Annotated in this window: 17 protein-coding genes and 1 pseudogene; 7 read left to right on the forward strand and 11 right to left on the reverse strand. The window is 53.2% G+C overall.

Annotation, left to right across the window (positions count from 1 at the left end):
• Positions 1-100 precede the first annotated feature (100 nt).
• Positions 101-799 (forward strand): glutathione S-transferase family protein, encoded by a 699-nt coding sequence (locus A8C75_RS12510; RefSeq protein WP_067382778.1) that lies wholly within the window; start codon positions 101-103, stop codon positions 797-799.
• 10 nt (positions 800-809) lie between these two features.
• A complete protein-coding gene (locus A8C75_RS12515; RefSeq protein ID WP_067382782.1) occupies positions 810-1,499 on the forward strand; it encodes a glutathione binding-like protein in 690 nt (229 codons plus the stop codon).
• An 875-nt stretch (positions 1,500-2,374) separates the two neighbouring features.
• On the opposite strand, the gene A8C75_RS23090 is transcribed toward A8C75_RS12515, so the two are convergent.
• The 3 genes and pseudogenes from A8C75_RS23090 to A8C75_RS23640 all read right to left on the reverse strand — a co-directional run bounded on the left by A8C75_RS23090 (position 2,375) and on the right by A8C75_RS23640 (position 5,296).
• A protein-coding gene (locus tag A8C75_RS23090; RefSeq protein ID WP_120785161.1) for an IS3 family transposase occupies positions 2,375-3,927 on the reverse strand; the annotation gives its coding sequence in 2 pieces (ribosomal slippage) (positions 2,375-3,465 and positions 3,465-3,927; 1,554 coding nt in all).
• 77 nt (positions 3,928-4,004) lie between these two features.
• Positions 4,005-4,194: pseudogene (locus tag A8C75_RS12530) on the reverse strand (helix-turn-helix domain-containing protein); the annotation flags it as partial.
• A 328-nt stretch (positions 4,195-4,522) separates the two neighbouring features.
• A complete protein-coding gene (locus A8C75_RS23640) occupies positions 4,523-5,296 on the reverse strand; it encodes a hypothetical protein (protein ID WP_157890284.1) in 774 nt (257 codons plus the stop codon).
• Between the two features lie 435 nt (positions 5,297-5,731).
• On the opposite strand from A8C75_RS23640, the gene A8C75_RS12535 reads away from it, so the two are divergent.
• The 3 genes from A8C75_RS12535 to A8C75_RS12545 all read left to right on the forward strand — a co-directional run bounded on the left by A8C75_RS12535 (position 5,732) and on the right by A8C75_RS12545 (position 8,071).
• Complete coding sequence (locus A8C75_RS12535; RefSeq protein WP_227820017.1) at positions 5,732-6,724, forward strand: helix-turn-helix domain-containing protein; 993 nt, start codon at positions 5,732-5,734, stop codon at positions 6,722-6,724.
• Complete coding sequence (locus A8C75_RS12540) at positions 6,714-6,944, forward strand: glutathione binding-like protein (protein WP_227819907.1); 231 nt, start codon at positions 6,714-6,716, stop codon at positions 6,942-6,944. The genes A8C75_RS12535 and A8C75_RS12540 overlap by 11 nt, the downstream gene beginning before the upstream one ends.
• Positions 6,945-7,177: 233 nt before the next feature.
• Positions 7,178-8,071: a fructose bisphosphate aldolase gene (locus tag A8C75_RS12545; protein WP_067382793.1), complete on the forward strand. Its 894-nt coding sequence runs from the start codon at positions 7,178-7,180 to the stop codon at positions 8,069-8,071.
• A 468-nt stretch (positions 8,072-8,539) separates the two neighbouring features.
• Here the strand turns inward: A8C75_RS12545 and A8C75_RS23645 are convergent, their stop codons facing one another.
• The 7 genes from A8C75_RS23645 to A8C75_RS12575 form a co-directional block, all read right to left on the reverse strand.
• Positions 8,540-9,034, reverse strand: coding sequence for a hypothetical protein (locus A8C75_RS23645; RefSeq protein ID WP_157890286.1), 495 nt, complete (start codon positions 9,032-9,034; stop codon positions 8,540-8,542).
• 869 nt (positions 9,035-9,903) lie between these two features.
• Positions 9,904-10,650 (reverse strand): GNAT family N-acetyltransferase, encoded by a 747-nt coding sequence (locus A8C75_RS12555; RefSeq protein ID WP_157890287.1) that lies wholly within the window; start codon positions 10,648-10,650, stop codon positions 9,904-9,906.
• A 454-nt stretch (positions 10,651-11,104) separates the two neighbouring features.
• A complete protein-coding gene (locus A8C75_RS12560) occupies positions 11,105-12,760 on the reverse strand; it encodes a diguanylate cyclase domain-containing protein (RefSeq protein ID WP_227819908.1) in 1,656 nt (551 codons plus the stop codon).
• 170 nt (positions 12,761-12,930) lie between these two features.
• The gene (locus tag A8C75_RS12565) at positions 12,931-13,581 is read right to left on the reverse strand and encodes a glutathione S-transferase family protein (protein ID WP_067382799.1); all 651 of its coding nucleotides are present in this window, start codon (positions 13,579-13,581) and stop codon (positions 12,931-12,933) included.
• Positions 13,582-13,788: 207 nt separating this feature from the next.
• Complete coding sequence (locus tag A8C75_RS23095) at positions 13,789-14,310, reverse strand: GNAT family N-acetyltransferase (protein WP_227819909.1); 522 nt, start codon at positions 14,308-14,310, stop codon at positions 13,789-13,791.
• Between the two features lie 68 nt (positions 14,311-14,378).
• Complete coding sequence (locus A8C75_RS12570) at positions 14,379-14,714, reverse strand: hypothetical protein (protein ID WP_157890288.1); 336 nt, start codon at positions 14,712-14,714, stop codon at positions 14,379-14,381.
• A 45-nt stretch (positions 14,715-14,759) separates the two neighbouring features.
• Complete coding sequence (locus tag A8C75_RS12575) at positions 14,760-15,794, reverse strand: SMP-30/gluconolactonase/LRE family protein (RefSeq protein WP_067382805.1); 1,035 nt, start codon at positions 15,792-15,794, stop codon at positions 14,760-14,762.
• A gap of 345 nt (positions 15,795-16,139) precedes the next feature.
• Between A8C75_RS12575 and A8C75_RS12580 the strand changes: the two genes are divergently transcribed.
• Together A8C75_RS12580 and A8C75_RS12585 are read left to right on the forward strand one after the other, a co-directional pair.
• Entirely contained in the window at positions 16,140-16,958 is an 819-nt protein-coding gene (locus tag A8C75_RS12580; RefSeq protein ID WP_067382808.1) for a ceramidase domain-containing protein, read from the forward strand.
• 228 nt (positions 16,959-17,186) lie between these two features.
• On the forward strand, positions 17,187-17,531 hold the full coding sequence (locus A8C75_RS12585) for a cupin domain-containing protein (protein ID WP_067382811.1): 345 nt from the start codon (positions 17,187-17,189) through the stop codon (positions 17,529-17,531).
• A 208-nt stretch (positions 17,532-17,739) separates the two neighbouring features.
• Here the strand turns inward: A8C75_RS12585 and A8C75_RS12590 are convergent, their stop codons facing one another.
• Complete coding sequence (locus tag A8C75_RS12590; RefSeq protein ID WP_067382814.1) at positions 17,740-18,186, reverse strand: SRPBCC family protein; 447 nt, start codon at positions 18,184-18,186, stop codon at positions 17,740-17,742.
• Between the last annotated feature and the right edge of the window lie 145 nt (positions 18,187-18,331).

An 18,331-nucleotide genomic window follows, 5' to 3' on the forward strand; every position in this document is an offset into this window, starting at 1 on the left:
GGCTGCAGTATAGCTTTTGCTTGAATGAATGTTCAAATTAAACTTGAACGATCATTCAAGCCGTGTTTGAATGTTGACTCAAGCCGACCCGGAGTCTTGCATGATCAAGTTCTTTTTTAACCGCGCCCCCAACCCGCTGAAAATCTCCCTCTTCCTGGAAGAAACGGGCCTGGCCTACGAACTCGCACCTATAGACAGCATGAAAGGCGAGCAGCATTCAGCCGCCTTTCTGGCCATCAACCCCAACGGCAAGGTGCCGGCGATAGAAGACAACGGCGTGCGGGTGTTCGATTCCACCGCCATTCTGCTCTACCTGGCTGAAAAAACCGGCCAGCTGGGCGGCGATGCCAAGGATCGCGGCGAGCTGCTGTCCTGGCTGATGTTTATTGCCAGTGGTCTCGGGCCTTTCTCCGGTCAGGCGGTACATTTCAAACACATGGCACCGGAAAAACTGCCCTATGCCATCAACCGTTATGACCGTGAAGCCCAGCGTCACTACGAGGCGCTGGATACACACCTGAAAAACCGCCAGTACCTCGTCGGCGACAGCTTCAGCATTGCCGATATTTCCGCCTGGGGCTGGATCGACAAGGCCAACGTCGTTCTGGGTGATAAGGCCCTGGATGCCTACCCGAACATCAAGCACTGGTTCGGGGGCATCAACAGCCGCCCCGCCGTTGCCCGCGCCCGGGATCTTGGCAAGGATGTCGAGTTCAAGTCCGAACAAGACGAAGTTGCCCTGCGCGCCCTGTTCCCGCAGAACTACCCCAAAGTATCCGGCAATACAGACAAGGCCTGAGGAGCACCCGATGCTAGATCTCTACTACTGGCCCACACCCAACGGTCACAAGATCACCATCTTTCTGGAAGAAGCCGGGATTGACTACCGCATTCATCCGGTGGATATCAGCGCCGGTGATCAGTTCAAGCCCGAGTTCCTTGCGCTCTCGCCCAACAACCGCATGCCGGCGATCGTGGATCACAACCCGGATGATGGTGGCGAGCCGATCTCGGTATTCGAATCCGGTGCCATCCTGATTTATCTGGCCGACAAGACAGGACGCTTTCTGCCCACCGAGACCCGTGCCCGCAAAACGGCACTCGAATGGCTCATGTGGCAAATGGGCGGGCTGGGCCCCATGGCAGGCCAGAACCACCACTTCGTGCAATACGCCCCTGAGCGCATCCCCTACGCCATGGATCGCTACGTCAACGAAACCAACCGCCTCTACGGTGTACTCAACAAGCGCCTGGAAGGCCGCGACTGGATCGCCGATGAGTACTCCATCGCCGACATGGCCGCCTACCCCTGGATCAGGCCCCACGAGCGCCAATTACAGAACCTGGATGACTTCCCGCACCTCAAGCGCTGGTTCGAGCGCATGCAAAGTCGCCCGGCCGTTATCACCGCCTACGCAAAGGCCGCGCCCTGGACTGACCGTCCAGCGGTAACGGAAGAAGGCAAAAAGCTGCTGTTCGGACAAAAAGCGCAAAACTAAGCAACTGCGATTCGCTTGATCAAGCTCAGTTAAAAGGAAGCGGGATCGTATCAGGGATAGACTGCTGTCGCCGAGCAAGAGTGTGTGGGCACCTTAGGCGTTGCGTCGAAAGTCTGCGACCGACACAGAGCGCTCGTACCACCTGGCAGGAGGTACCTGTGCTTAAACTTGCCTCGGCGCTCTATCAGGTCAACAGCTAATAATCTCGATCGCGTGGTCCATGCAGGATGGGGTTGAGGGCACTCCTGAAACAGGTGCGCGGCGGGCTGGCTAGTTAACCAAAGTTTGCGGCCATTTCAGTTCAGTCCCTACTATTTATTAATCCGGCGGATAAATACATCGCATCTGTTGCATACAGGATGTGTCCTGCCGGAAATAGGTTTTTACCTGTTCTGGCCGACCTTGCAATCTGAGCAGGCACGATCGAGAGCGTTTTATCAGGTCTTCAATCGAACGAACCGCCGGGCCGCTGTGCACCATGTTTTTCATGCTCTCAGTTCAAGTATTCATCCGGATTCAATTCAAGCGTGTACGCTGGCAAAAAGAACACTTCTAGACAGCGCTTCACGAGCTGGCATGGTGGACGCGCAGGTTATCCAGAATCAGAAACACTTTTCCGGGCATCGACTCAATCAGTGCCCGAAGAAATTTGATCAGAACCTTGGCGCTCATCGTCTATTCGTAGAGCATAAAACGCACCTTCACTTGGCTGGTGATCGCCGAGACCATATTCAGCGATACGCGCTTGATTGCGCAGCGGCTGTACGGACGTTTTACCGATCGGAGCATAACTACAGCCATGCTGGGTTGTATTCTTGATCCCGGTTTTGTCACTCCCGGTGTTTGTCAACGTAGTTGTCGCGCAGACCATTCTGTTATGCAGCCTTATTCTGAGTCGTTTCCTGCTTCTCCGGGTTGAGCATCACCATCCCAACCGGCTGCCAGTTACGCGTGTTGCCTGACCAGCGTTCCGGTCGTTCAGAACGGGCTTGCTGGTACAGCGCATCTCGCCGAGCCAACACTTCATGATCCTGTCCACGATGCCGTTCGGCCGGCGTGACGAAGCGGATGCGACTATGACGATGTTCGTGGTTGTACCAGCGTATGAAGTCTCTCACCCAGGCCCGTGCCTCATCTAGGCTGGTGAAGCCATTATGTGGCCACTGCGGGCAGTATTTCAGCGTTCTGAACAACGACTCCGAGAAGGCGTTGTCATTGCTGACCCGCGGTCGCCCACGCGACGGTGTGATCCCCAGGTCGTACATTTTGCTTAGCAGTGTGACGGACTTCATCGGCGCGCCGTTATCCGAGTGCAGTACCAGCGGCTGATGCAGGCACTGCTCGCTGAGCACGCTGCGTTGCAGCAGAGCTGCGGCCTTATCGCCGCATTCCTGTTCATGCACCTCCCAACCCACGCCCTTGCGACTGTAAAGGTCCTCGATCAGATACAGATAGTAATACTGGCCCCGCACCGGCGAGGGTAAATACGTGATGTCCCAAGACCAAAGCTGGTTCGGCCCGTTCGCAGCGTGCGTCGTGGGTGCCGGATGCCTTTTCGGGCGCTGAACGCGGCCCCGGCGATGCTGCTGATCGGCGGCATGCAGCACCCGATAAAAGCTGCTTTCAGATGCGAGATAACGGCCCTGATCGGCCAGCCGGGGCACGATCTGGCTCGGTGGAAGATGCGCGTATTCCGTGCTGTTGCAGAGCTGCAAGATCGTCTCGCGTTCAGCATCAGTCAGGGCATTCGCCGGCGTGGGCCGCGGCGTGGTCGTGCGACCATCGGCTTTCGGCGCGCCTTCCTGTGTCCAGCGTTGCAGCGAGCGCAGACTAATCGCCAGTTCCTTGCAGGCGACTTGTTTTCGGGCACCGGCGGCCATGGCTTCAGCAATCCAGGCGACATAATCCTGCCGGACCGACAGCGCCGTTAGCTGTCCTCGCTGTCGTCCCCCCAGTAGGCATTGAGCTTTTTTCGCAGCACCAGGATCGCGGCCGCCTCGGCCAGTGCCTTGTCCTTGCGTCTGAGTTCACGCTCCAGTTCGCGGATACGTTTCTTGTCGGCCTTGGCCTGTTCGCGATCGAGCTGACGTTGGGCCTTGGCCGTCTGCTGACCCGACAGACAGGCGTCACGCCACGCTTTGACCTGTTGGGGATACAACCCTTTACTGCGGCAGTATTCGCTCAGCTCGATTTCAGACAGCGCGGCGGTCTCAATCACCACCGCCAGCTTGGATTCAGCTGACCAGTTATCCGTTAACTTTTGATCTCCGGGCACCGCAGCACCTCCCGCTTTGGCCTGTTTTCGCCAAGCATACAGGGTTACATCGGAGATGCCTTCCTGGCGGGCGAGCTCGGCCACAGACATATTGTGGGGCGGCAAAAGCTTCTTCAGCAGCGCTTCTTTACGCTCGGGTGAATAACGTCGCATCGCATGACTCTTTCCGTCCCCGGTGCTTTGATTTAGGTGAAACTGATCAGGCGACAACTACCCTGACACCGGGGGCTCCATATAATCTGCGCGTTCTCTGCTTTGGCGCGCGCCTTGATTTGCGGATACTCCTCTTTTAGCCAAGGTTGGGTTCTGTTCCCAAGCTTTCTTCAGCGGCTTCTGCGGCGAGAAGCCCCAGCGCTTGAGGTAGTCTCCCAGAGTCCGAACCGGAATGTCGATCCCCCAGAATTGCTTGATCAGCTGGGCGGTATCCCCCGAGGGCCGAACGTATTTTAGCTGGACCACTGAGCCCCTGACCGGGGACAGCGTGATCAAATTTTTAAAGAAACTGCTACGCTATTGTCCCGGAAAACTGCGCGTCGCCTGGAACGCGTCCCGGTGCACAGGAGCAAAGTCGTTAAATCCTCGTTATCGACGCCTCAGGTCCAGCAGCGCTTGAGGCTGGATGAGAAAGCACAGTGGTCAACATCCGCCCAATACATTAAATACTCAGAACTAGATTAGTAATACTTTCCAATAGCCGACCTTTATAAAATATAATCCTCAACGCCTCGCTATTAGATATATTTTTTGACTAAAGATCACCGCATCCAAAAATAAGGTGATTAAATACGTTGCCGTCCATTTCACAAATGGCAGCAGCGTCATCACTTGGCAGCACTTTTACTTTTCCGTAAAAGCTATTCTGAAACAAATGAGTTGCAATATTATCAACTATTTTAACTTCGGCTGGGTTTTTAGGGTCTACGTCTGTTGCTTCTGCACCAGCAGTATTGCTGTCCATAAATGCTATGTCATTGTCAGTTACTTTAATATTTTGGTAAACAGTATTCATTACTGCAAATGCATATTTATTTTCAGTTAAAATAAGTTTCTTAGTTCGGTTTGCAAAAATATTAGCAACCTGTGCTTTTGTTACTCGAATTTCGCCAGACTCAACCAATGAATTACTAACATCAACATTCTCACAATTCATTAACCATAAATTTGAAAATAATACAGAATTATTTCCAGAAATAAAAGATTTGGTATCAGAAAGTTTAACTTTTCCGTTTACATTTGTATTGTTTAGCTTTACTAAAAAAGCGCCTGAAGCTTCAACATTTCCACCAACTATAGAGCCCGTTTGTGAATCTAGAACACCATTTTCTTTAACGTCAATGCTGCCCTCAACATAAGCTTGATTTTTTAAAAACAACGTGCCGCCGTTAACAGATATGTTCGCATAAACTGTTTGATTATTAATTGTTAATGTCTCACCAACACCAACGTCAATTTGTTCCAAATTTGCCGAGTAGGCGAAATGTGTGACCAACATTGCTATAAAGAATACAAGAATATTTTTCATGGCCTTACACCCTATTTTTCAATTTATCAGTTGCCACCCAAGAGGCTAACTTCCGAGCACGCCGGAAGAACGGATTCCTGAGCCCGTGTAGCACCGATGACATGAGCCTCTTGACGGAGATTCACTGTCATGTAGGAAAATAGGAACAATTCGCAGGTTTGAACCTATTCAAATGGATAGTTTGTGAACTAGCTTTAAAGAAAGTGCTCGTAATCTACCCAGGTGGTACCTGCTGCTATGTTTCAGGGATGGGCAGGTTTGTTCGTCTCAACCAATTCAGGATGAACGCCATGGAGGGCTGGGGACTGCCACATGGCCTCAGACACACTTTTATCCCTCATCGATGCTATCTACTCCGCAGCGGCGGATCCGTCACTGTGGCCGTCTGTAGCCCGGCAAATTCAGCGAGCGATTGGGGGACATAGTGTCAACTTGATGTTTGAAGACCTCCGAGATGATCGAGTGAATTCAATGTATTCGAACGGAGTCTCCCAAGCTCAGATCGAGCGCTATCAGAAGGAAATCATGCCCCAGGACCGCTTTACGGCGATCTACAAACAGATGGCACCTGGTACCTCGTTTGTCTCACAGGACTATTTCGATCGGAAAGAGCTTCATTCTTTGTATTGCTACGAAGGCTTCTACGAAAGCATTGGGTTTGCTAACTTCAATGCAGGCTTGTTCTACAAAGACGACCAGCGCCGGGGATGGCTATCGGTGGTCCGCAGTGAATCCGAACCGCTCTTTAAGCCGGACGAGTGTTTGCTGATGCAAACCCTCACGCCTCACCTGCAACGAGCCTTCATGATCAACGTGCAGCTACTGGAGGCCCATCTTACGTCGAAGGTCGCCCTCGACTCACTTGAACATATTGCCGCCGCTACGATGCTACTCGCAAGTAATGGCAAAGTTGTGCAGCACAATAGTAGAGCGAATCCCTATCTTCATCAGACCGGAGGCTCTACCAAGCAGACAACAATTCGACTTCCGGACGCCCATGCCAATAGCCATTTGCATACCCTTATCGGCGCCATCAGCCAAGGCGAAGCACAGGAGCAAAACGGCATCGTGCCCTTCGTCCAGAAAGGCGTGCAGAAGACTGCGCTGTGTTTTCCCTGGCGTAGCAGTGACGAGCAGTTTGACTGGCTGGGCAAGGTTACCTGCTGCATCGTGTTCATTCTCTCTCCAAGCGTTGATGCCCCTCATGAAGACCTGCTGAGCAAGACCTTTAATCTCAGCAAAGGGGAAGTGAAAGTGCTGCAACGGCTGATGGAGGGAATGCAAGTATCAGAGGTCGCTGGCTACCTCTTCGTCAGCGAGGCGACGGTCCGTTTCCATATACGAAACCTCCTGCGCAAGACGGCGAGTCGGAGCCAAGCTGAGATGATAGCTCGGGTCTTTAATACCGCGAGTGTCCGTGTTGAATGAATACTCCATCGCCGACTTGGCCGCCTACCCCTGGATCAGGCCCCACGAGCGCCAATTACAGAACCTGGATGACTTCCCGAACCTCAAGCGCTGGTTCGAGCGCATGCAAAGTCGCCCGGCCGTTATCACCGCCTACGAAAAGGCCGCGCCCTGGACTGACCGTCCAGCGGTAACGGAAGAAGGCAAAAAGCTGCTGTTCGGACAAAAAGCGCAAAACTGAGCCGCTGCGGTTTCGCTTGATCAAAAAAGGCCCGACTCAGTGAGTCGGGCCTTTTTTAGTGAGTGCTGCCACACAAACCGGGCCACCCGGTTACCGATAACGCCACAGTCGAATCCGTCAAGGGCTCAGCCGTACGGCAAAATACCGGAATTGGCAGTATACTTTGACCCCCGTTGCGGCTCCGATTCTTTGAACCGTAGTCCCCGTCCAACCAACTGTGCATGGAAGGAATCATGAACCAGCGGCAATTCAACAAAGTACGTGGCGATGACGGCTTTATCGCCGCGCTCGACCAGAGCGGTGGCAGCACACCCAAGGCATTGCGTCAGTACGGCATTCCCGAAACCGACTATTCGGGCGATGACGAGATGTTCGATCGGGTCCATCAAATGCGTACAAGGATCATCACCAGCCCGGCGTTCGGTGGCAACCGGATCCTGGGCGCGATCCTGTTCGAGAACACCATGGAGCTCAAGGTCGGCGGCAAGCCAACGGCGCAATACCTGTGGGAAGAGAAGCAGATCGTGCCTTTCCTCAAAGTCGACAAGGGCCTGGCGGCACAAGAGAATGGCGTTCAGCTCATGAAGCCGATCCCGGAACTTGACGCCCTGCTTGATCGGGCAGTGGCACAGGGTGTCTTTGGCACCAAGATGCGCTCGCTCATCACGCTCGCGCAGGATAAGGGCATCCGTGCGATCGTCGACCAGCAATTCGAGATCGCCAAGCGCATCCTCGCCAAAGGACTGATACCGATCATCGAACCGGAAATCGATATTCACAGCCCCGAAAAAGCACAGGCTGAGGTCATTCTTAAAACCCAGTTACTCGCGCAGCTGAATGCTCTCACGCCGGGGCAGAACGTCATGCTCAAGCTGACGTTGCCGGAACAGCCCGACTTTTACAAAGAGTGCATCGAGCATCCGAACATCCTGCGGGTTGTTGCCTTATCGGGCGGCTATACGCGGGCGCAAGCGAATGAACGGCTCGCCCAAAACAACGCAATGATTGCAAGCTTCTCCCGCGCCTTGACCGAGGGCTTGTCGGCACAACAGTCCAGCGAGGCGTTCAACACCATGCTCGACGCATCCATCCAGAGTATCTTCGACGCGTCCAAGATCCAGCCATGAGCTATTGACCTGCCCTACATCAACGGCCGTGGATGGCCATGGCCGTTGGGTACAGAACCCCAGTGGCTGTGCGACTTTTTATAGCTTGACCGGGGAGGATGAATCCATTCAGTGCATGGCGTCTATCGTCATACTATTAACTTGGCTGACAAATAGGTTGCCTACCTATTTGCCCGTTATGTACAGAAGGTACGGTATGCCGCACACGCATGGATGCGTATGTGCGCGACTCTTTAACCTAAAATAATGGGCGCAGGTGCGCGGACATGCTGGACTCTATCAAGGGACGGGGTGGGGTTCGCATTGGGTTTTGTTCCAACGAAAGGCCCAATGATGAAGCATCCCTGCTTCATGTATTAACCCGCAGGGTTAATAATAAGGCCAATCAGTGCGCCATCGAATTGTCGGCGCGGAAAAACAGCATAAGTCGCAGTGACACGCGACGGACACAGCACTCATGGCCAGGGGCTATACAGCAACAAGTGATAGCACCCAACCCAGTATTGCCGCACCATAAATCAACCGTGTAGCATTACCGTGCTTAATCCATGCACACTCAGGTGTTCGCCGACCTCGAAATATTCCTGTTTTAATTCCCAACTCTGCTTCGATTCTTCTACCTCGACTTATTAGATCATCATAGATCTCTGAATTTCGAGTATCGTAAATCAACAGGCCTATAGTGACCAACAACCCCACAGCGGGGATGATTCTTGCGTACCAACTGCTCAAGTGTTCACTGGTACCGCTACCCGGCAGTATGACGACCAACACCCCGACAGTAACAAAAGGCACCAAACCGAGCAGCTTAAAACGAACATCATGCAAAGATCGCCAGGTTGCACAGACTTCTGAATAGACACTCTTTAGCAGCTCAACCTTGTCAGGTGATAACTCGGCATCCACCTTTTCGGATACAACCGCAAGGTTGGAGTGTTGATAATGACGCCTTGCCTGAGCCATGACATCCCCTCTTTTATAGTCTAACGCGGTCAGCGGGCGCGGAGAACGCAAGCAAGTGGCAGCGTTTTTCCACCTTGCAGATATTGATTGAGCCCTCTCTGCCCAGTATAGACTGCCGGCCTATGTCGGAGGTGACAGCACCTCAAGTGCACAAAAATCCCGTTAAAGATCTCACACAGCATCGAGCATGGACTGAAACCTGTGCGGGTCGTCAACAGTCTCAACTATCAGCTAACCGTCCACTCGCCCGCGAGGACACAGGGTACAGAGCACCTGCACACTCGAATCGTAACGCCCAGAGCATCCTTGGTTACTCTGCAGCACTGATTATTAACCTGGTGGACAAATAGGTTGCCTACCTATTTGTCCGTCACCCAACGAAAGGGCCAATGATGAAGTATCCCCGCCTCATGTACTAACCCGGCGGGTTAATCAACCGAGTTGTATTTATTCAAGAATTTTTAATTAACCGGCTGAAAGATGGGGAAAAGACAAAATCTTCCATCCCCTCTTCTGAATAGCATCAACGCATAGAGTGCTTTATTTTTTAATCCTGCATATCCGAAGAAAAATGGGCATAGATCTCGGCCTCAGTCATTTCTTGCGTATCGTTAGAGAAGCAGTAATATTTCGGTCTAAGATCACTGAAATACTGCATAGACATTTCCAGGCCCTCGGTATCCGGAAACAAGCCCACTGGCATATTGTAGCTACCCGTTTTCTTGAAACGGCTAAATAAGTGCGCACCACAATTGGAACAAAAACCACGTGAAGCCCAGGCTGATATTTGGCAATGAATATAACGCTATCCTTAAACCGCCCGTATTGAACGAGTATGTACATTAGGGGCGGTTACTACTGCGCAGACTCTAACCCCGCTGACTGTCTGATCTATTTTCCATCATCTCGGTCAATGATACTTTGGATATAGTATCCGATGAGAAATTTGAAGGTTCCAGCCAGGAGGCGATTGCTCTTCTGACTTCAGGCCATTCGTCATCCAAAATAGAGTACCAGGCAGTATCTCGATTCTTCCCTTTAAAGATCAAATGATTGTAGAAGATACCTTCGAATCTGAATCCTAACCTGCGGGCAGCCTGTCTGGATCTTTCGTTCAGTGAATTACAGCGCCATTGCATGCGACGATAACCAAGATCATCCATTGCATGACACAGCATCAAAAACAGTGCTTCAGTTCCAGCGGGCGTTTTCTGCAGCTCGGGCCCGAACCAGATATGTCCGATCTCTATTACTCCGTTTTGTGCGTTTATGTCCATAAAACTAACTTGACCACAGGCTCTACCGGTCTCAATGGATCGAATTGTATAAAAGATTGGATCGAAACTCGACGACTGAGCGCGTAAAGTCGCTTTGTAGCTACTGAGGTCCGTCCATGGACCATAGGTCATGTAATCCCAAATACGGAGTCCTTCTTCACTGGAATGACCCGCCTCGTAAAGCTCTGCAGCATCTTCATTCGCATTCTGCGGCTCAAGTTTTACGTAATGTCCAGTCAATGGAACCCTGCCTGGAACCAAGGCGGGTGGGGGATTCACTACTTCGGCGCCCGACAGTGGTCTTGGGTATATTTGTTCCAGGTCCGTGGTATCTGCCATCTTCATTCCTAATATTCAGTCTGTTTTGGCCGTATTGTAAAACAAGTACCCACCATCTTAGCTCGCAATCAGCATGTTTACTCATAGTCGTTAGTTAGCGCCCGACGGTGCTACCAGGCTGGCAGCCGGGTCGCACGACGAGGCAAGACGGCAATAGCCCCGGACATAGGCGATCTACCAAAGACAGATCCGCGGCTAGACGGCCTGTGGCCTCAGCGTATAGGCGAGCTGGCGACTTCGGGCTCGACAAGGCTGGCAAGCGGCTACAACCTGAAGCGGTTAGTGTATTTACGCCGAGCCAGAATCGAGGCTTTCTGATGGTTGTCGTGGGTCGAATAGCAGACCTGGTTCGAACTACGGACAGGTATCAATTCGGTGAAATAAGCCTTCATTCGCAGGGAAGACAATCCTGTTTTTGTCCTCGCCGCAGTTTTTTTCAATTGAGCGAAAATCATCAATTAATCGAGGTGCCCATTTGTGAAGTCATTTCAGACGAGAAAAAAATAATATTATTCCTGCCCGAGGCTTTGGCGGTATACATTGCCGCGTCGGCATTTTTCATTAATTCAACATAGGTACCCGCATCAGCCGGGAACATGGCAATGCCGACGGATGCGCCTATCTGGATCACTTCACCGAGAGTATCCATTGGTTCATTAATCGAACGAATAACACGGTTAGCGACGACCATAATTTCGTCTTTTCCTTGCGGATTGTCGAGGACAAATATGAACTCGTCGCCGCCCACGCGGGCCACAGTATCTGATTTTCGCACCAGTGCCAGCAGCCTTTTCGCGACCACCTGTAACAGGTCGTCTCCGACTTTGTGGCCAAACTGGTCGTTGACGAGTTTAAATCCATCAAGATCGAGGAACATCAGCGCCAGGCTGCACTGTTCACGCTGGGAATGAATCAGCTTTTGGTTTATCCGATCCATCAGCAAGTTACGATTTGGCAAGCCGGTCAAGGCATCGTGAAAAGCCAAATGTTTTATGTGCTCATCTTTACGCCAAAGCTCAGTAATGTCGCTGAATACCGATACATAGCGCACAGGTTCGCCATCCACAACGCGAACCATACTGATGGTCATGCGTACCAGGTAAGGGTTCCCGTCTTTGCGACGGTTCCATATCTCACCATTCCACCGCCCCCTGGTTTTTATCTCTTGCCACATGGAGGCATAGAATGCCTGCTCGTGCCGGTTAGAGTGAAGAATGCGGGGCGTATGCCCGACGGCCTCTTCACTCCCATAGCCGGTTATCTCACTGAATGCCGGGTTAACCGACAAAATAATCCCGTTAACATCGGTGATCATGACACCATCGAGGGTGTTCTCAAAGACGCATGCGGCCAGTTCGAGCTTCGCCTCGGTCTCCTTGAGAACAGTCACCTCGCTGGCCTGAATAGAAAATCCTTTTACAGTACCATCGGCATCGAAATCGGGGATATAGTGCCCGATGATATGACCTACGTTTTCACTGGCTTTGTTCAGTGTCCGCTCAAAGCGTTGCGGCTCCCCGGCCAGGACTCCGCGGATATGGGGCTCATTCAGGGCAAACAGAGCCTCGCCCGTCAGATCCTGGAACCTGATACCGACAATCTCCTCGGGCGACTTTCCGAACCACTCATGGTAGGCATGGTTGGCATAGCGGCAGCGTAAGTCCCGGTCCCAATAGCCGATCATATTGGGCACGCAATCAGCGATGGATCTGATGAATTGTTCACGTTCGCTACTGGCTATCGCTTCGGATTCGGCCTGTTTGAGTGCCCTCTTATTTTGATGCACGACTTCAACAAGGTACGAGACAAATCCGCAGATGACGGCGAAAATGGCCATTTCCAGCAGATCAAGATGACTCTCGATAAAAGGCCGGGTAACAAACAGCGGCCACAGAAAAGTGACCGCGAGACAGGCAAGCACGGTAGCCAGCAAGCCGGTGTAAAATCCCGCATAGAGCGCAACGGCAATCACCGCAGGATAGAATGTCAGCCAGGCGAGTTCCGACTCAAACGTTTGCAGCGGCCATAGCCTCAGGCCAGCGGCCAAGCTTACAAGTACAAGCGCAGCGAGAGCATGTTTGAGGTGCTGTGAGGTAATTACTGTATCCACTCCTTGGCCCTGTTCAGTTGTGAATATTCACACCCTATCCTTGTACACAGCATTTCGAGCGCCGATACATGTCTGTGGCGGCCATTTGGCTAACGCTAATGCTAACCGCCCCGAAATGATAGCCCGGGGAAGCAAAATCGATAGGCTGTTAGTCGCCGGCCGACCACTGCTCAGATCCCAACTTCCTCCATCTCAATAGTCTCAGGTTCGGTTCGAGCTTGCTCTGCCCAATCATACATTTTCCCGTGGCTCAGCACGAACTGCATGTACTGGGCAGCCGGGTCTGAAAGCTTGACCTCGTAAGTGTGAAACCGGAACGCCACCGGAGCAAACATGCAGTCTGCGATCGAAAATTCGCCAAATAACCATGGACCCAGACCCGAATAAGTTTCCCGGCACTCTGACCAGATCTGGTCGATCCTGGCAATGTCCCGCTTCAAAGCCGGACTGACAACCACTTTTCGCCCCGACGCACGGCAATTCATTGGCATTTGACTGCGAACCTGTGAAAAACCGGAATGCATCTCCGCACTGCAAGATCGTGCTTTTGCTCGGGCTCGAGCCTCCCCAGGCCAGCCGCCACCCCCAAGATAGTGTTCCGAAATATACTCACAAATAGCCAGCGAGTCCCAGACGGTCAGATCACCATCCTGCAGCACCGGCACTTTCCCCGCGTCTGTATACCTGGCAAGCACTGCCCGGGTGTTGTCTTGATCCAGTGGAATACGAATTTCCTCAAAAGGCACCCCATGAAAAGATAGCAGCAGCCACGGCCGTAGCGACCAGGAAGAGTAATTTTTATTGCCTATTATGAGATTCAAGATTACCTCCTGAGGATATGCGTTACAGGGCCAGACCCTGCCTTTTGCTCTTCTGATACTCCGGTTTAGCCGCGAATAGTGCAAGCCCAAGCCCCTGTATTACCTTCATACGATGAACCTTATGGTCTATTGAAATGTGCTCCTGCTATTTCAGTATTCCCCTATCCCGGTTTCATCTATTAACCTGCCGGGTTAATAGCGAAAATTTCAGTTTTTGAGTTCGAAACGTACATTACCCTCATTGGTTCCTGCTCTTTCAAAGCCACTCGTCGTTAATACATTAATAGAGGCTACATTATCTGCTGCAGTGTGAGCGATAATTTTATTTACACTATCAAACGATGATGCGTGAGCAACTAACATATTAACCATTTCAGTTGCATAACCACGTCGCTGCCATTCGGGTAATATTGAGTAACCAATTTCGACAACGCCATTAACGTCTGGCGGGCCAAAATAACCACCCGCACCCACGAGCGCCCTCGCGCCTTCTGCATTGTCTATATTTACTGCATACCAACCGTACCAGCCTTTTGCGGCGTCTCCACCTGTTTCGAAACATGAAAGGAAAAATTCCATCGCATCTCGATCATATTCTCCCGACGGCCAATTGTCTGATACCACTGCATTTAACTTTTCAGCAAGTAGCTCTGGCATTTCAAGCTCTATGCGAACATGTTCTGCAGAAGACGAAATCATTTCGATTCGGCCTGACTTATTATTTCTCAATTTACTCCAATGCTCGATTTTTAACGTAAAAGGATTTGGCTACTGTTGTCAGGCGTGATCCGCGCGCGCTAGTCGTACAGCGACGCTGCGATGCGCAGCAAGGTTTCTGCCTCGAGCTGGCCGCTCGCCACCAGATAGACCCTGTCACTCTCGTGCCACACGACGACAGCCGGGCTGCGGCCATCGATGTCGTCGGGATCCGGCACGGGCCCGAGCGCATAGCTGCGGGCCTCCTGTCCGGCCACCCGCACCGTCACGGGCGCCAGACCATAGGGCGTGGACAATGCGGGTCGGCGGGGCTCAAAGTCGACCAGACCTGCTGCTTGCGTCCAGTCCGCCACTGTATCGAAATGATCATTGCGCGCCATGCCAGCCCTACTCCCATCTGTTCCGTCAGTATCCAATTGCAGCCTTCCTCTAGCGCCCTTGGCAGTAAAAGCAGACCTGACTCAGGGCTGGGCTGCTTGCCGGGTGAACGGCGGGCGCGTGGCACCCACCGCCGCGATCCTGGCGGCCCAGATCCGGGTGTCCGCCATCATGTACAGTACGTTGTTTTCCGGGCCACCGAAGCTGAAGTTTGCGACCCCCGGCGCGATAATCTCGCCCAGCAGGGCGCTGTCGCGGCTGAACACCTGAACCCCACTGGCCGAGGAGCTGTACACTCTTTCGCAGGTATCCACTTTCAGCCCGTCCGGGATACCAGGGCTCACAACAGCGAACAGACGACCGTTCTCCAGCTGCCGCCCGCCCCGCACATCGAAGGCTCGAATATGATGCGGCAGATTGGCAAAATAGCTGCCCGGGCCCTGTATGGCGCCACTGTCGTTGATGTACAGGATGGACTCGTCCGGCGAGAACGCCAGTCCGTTGGGCTTGTTAAACGAGTCCGCGACGACCGACGTCTGCTGCGTCGCCGGGTCGTGGCGGTAGACGTAATCACCCACCAAAGGAGCGTCCTTGAACCCCTGCAGCGCGCCGTAGCTCGGATCGGTAAACCAGACAGTGCCGTCGCTTTTCACCACGACATCATTGGGCGAGTTGAATCGCAGACCGCGCCATTCGTCGACAAGCCTTTCCACAGCGCCCGTGCGAATATCCAGGCGACTGATGCGCGCCTGTGTCGTTCTGGTTCCCTGTTCACAGATCACCAGACGTCCGTCAGAATCCAGCGTCATGCCATTGGCCATGTTGGAGGCGGCACGGACGGTCGTAACGGCCTGTGGCGCCAATGGGAAGCTGTCGCAGGCCAGGGAAATTTTCCTGATCGCGACCTGTTTGGCGTTGGCGACGGGGATATTGCTGCTGGCCGGCAGCGTCGTGAAGTACAGGGCATTCTCTGCTTCCACGTACACAGGCCCTTCGTGGGCATCGGTTTCGATCACCGTGTAGAACTGTGGGTCGCTGCCCACAACCTCACAAAACTCGTCGGAGTACGCGATAAAATGGCCGTTAGCCGGTTGGTCGCAAGGGGTAAAGTCGGGCATTCGGATCTCCTTTCCTGTGCCGGTTACGTTAGCACCCAACGAATCTGTTGGTTACATTGCCGGCCTGGCGCTACCTGTGCGGCTAAATGCCACAGAGCATCTGGTTACCTTGATGGTTTTAGCACATATCTGTTTTGTAGCGGTGCGTTATGCCTGCATCCACCCCGCTGGCTGCCCGTGGCTAAAGACACCCGTAGAACTCAGGCGCATCGTATTAGCTGATGATACCTAAGGTCACTTGCTCCGATACTTCAAATTTTTCGATTGCGCTGGGTACAACAGTCGAGGCAGCCTGACACCTTAGACGCGCTGTGATCGCAGGTGTAACGATGGGACAAACTGACCATGCTGGATGAATTTTCCGTAACCGTAAAAGCCCGCTGTTATCGTCACCGGTCTGCGCTTGCGGGCCTGCTGCTCTTTGTTATGTCGGTGCTGCTGTTCTTGACTGAGCCACTGCCTCAGAGCCTGGATTACCACGCCTTTGCCGACCAGCGCCCGTTCCTCCAGGTGCCCAATGCATTCAATGTCCTGTCCAATCTGCCCTTTGCCCTGGTGGGCATTATCGGTCTGGCCGTCTTGAGAAAACGGCCAGGCATGTGTCGCGAGCTGGTCGCCATCTACCTCTGCTTTATGGGTGGCCTGGTCGGGGTCGCGCTCGGGTCAGCCTGGTACCATTTGAATCCTGGCAACAACACCCTGGTATGGGACCGACTGCCAATGGCGCTATGTTTTGCAGCCTTCACATCGATCGTGGTCGCGGAGCGTCTTGGCCTGGGTATGGGGCGCACACTGTTTCCCTGGTTAGTCTCGCTGGCAATGTTGAGTGTCCTGTACTGGCACTGGCGGGACGACCTCAGACTCTATCTGCTGGTGCAGTTCGGGCCTATGCTCGCATTGCCGCTGATCATCCAGCTATACCGGGCTCCCGGAACGCTCTGGTTGTGGCTGACACTGGCATTTTATGTGCTGGCCAAGGTGCTGGAGATCTGGGATGCGCGCATCTACGAACTCAGCGGCACTCTTCTGAGTGGTCATACACTCAAGCACCTTGCCGCCGCCGCGGGCGCCCTGATGCTGGTACTGAAGGTCTATTGGGCGGGCGTGGACGGCACCTCGCGGACCGGCCGACGCAAGACCCTGCTGAAGGGCTCCGATAAATGAACGTGATGACAGCTGTCGATACACTGCACCGGATGCTAGCAGGATCCTGTGTCTGCTAACAAAAGACAAAACCCCTTTTGTACCACGGCAGGTACGCCCCACAGATTGTTGCCGGTTACGACATCACAGCAGGTGCATTTCAGGCCTTTCAGTGTCGGAACCAGACACTCTGCCCTATGGCACTGGCACTACACTGATGGCCCTTTCATCAGATCGCTTGGAGCTGACATGTCTGATTTTATCACCGTAATGCGCGAAACCTGCCCCACTCCGGTCGTTGACGCCACCAAGTGGAAGCGCATCGGTGGCGATCCGCACACCGTAAACCTCAACGCCTACCTCTCCGAAGACGGCAGCAAGATCATGGGGACCTGGATCTGCACCCCCGGCAAGTTCGAAGTGGAATACGATAAATGGGAATTCTGCCACTTCCTCGACGGCTACTGCATCATCACGCCCGAAGGCGAGCAGCCAGTACACCTGAAGGCCGGCGATGTGTTCGTGATCGAACCCGGCATGAAGGGCACCTGGGAAGTCGTGGAAACAGTGCGCAAGTACTTCGTCTTTGCCTGAGCCTTCAGCTCAGCAGGGCTTGCTGAGCCCGGCGTAAAATAGGGCCAGGTTTTGTGTTTTGCTATCAAAAGACAAAACCTGCTCCCGTCACCCTGCCCACTGTCTAATAAAATTCTTCGGCACAGACGAGGAAATTGCCGTTAACAGCTTGGTCGCAAGACGCCAAGGCGGGCATTAGGATCTCCTTGCCTTGACCTAGCCGCGTCGGCTAGCCTGGGATATCGGGCTCGACAAGATTGGCGAGCTGGGCAAGCGATTCCTGCCAGCCGAGATAGCACATCTCGAGCGGAATCATGGCCGGAATCCCCTCCTGTACTATATGAACCTCTGTACCGCAGGACACCGGCTGCAACGACACTCTGACCTGCATCTCGCCAGGCAGGTTCGGATCGTCGAATGTGTCGGTGTATCGAATGAGTTCGCCCGGCACCAGCTCCAGATAGTCCCCGCCGAAGGCGTGCTCCTGCCCGGTCGAGAAATTCTCAAACGACATCTTGAAGCTCCCTCCCACGCGTACATCCATGTGCTGTACCTTGCAGACAAAGCCATAGGGCGGCAGCCACCGGGCTATTGCGTCCGCGTTAAGGAAGGCACGATAGATTTTCTCCGGTTTGGCCCGCAGCACACGATGAAGTCGAACGGTTCCCGTCGTCATAGAGGTTGCTCCTTTTGTCAGAAGTGCCCTGTGCTGAGGTATTCACACTCAGGCGCTATGCAGCATAGCGCCTGAAAGCGAATGTTGAACCCAGACGAGGGCAGCCTCTGCCCCGCGCCAAGCGATGCGACTATACCCGGTTAAC

Origin of the sequence: Marinobacterium aestuarii, from assembly GCF_001651805.1 — a bacterium.
Classification (GTDB): Bacteria; Pseudomonadota; Gammaproteobacteria; order Pseudomonadales; family Balneatricaceae; genus Marinobacterium_A; species Marinobacterium_A aestuarii.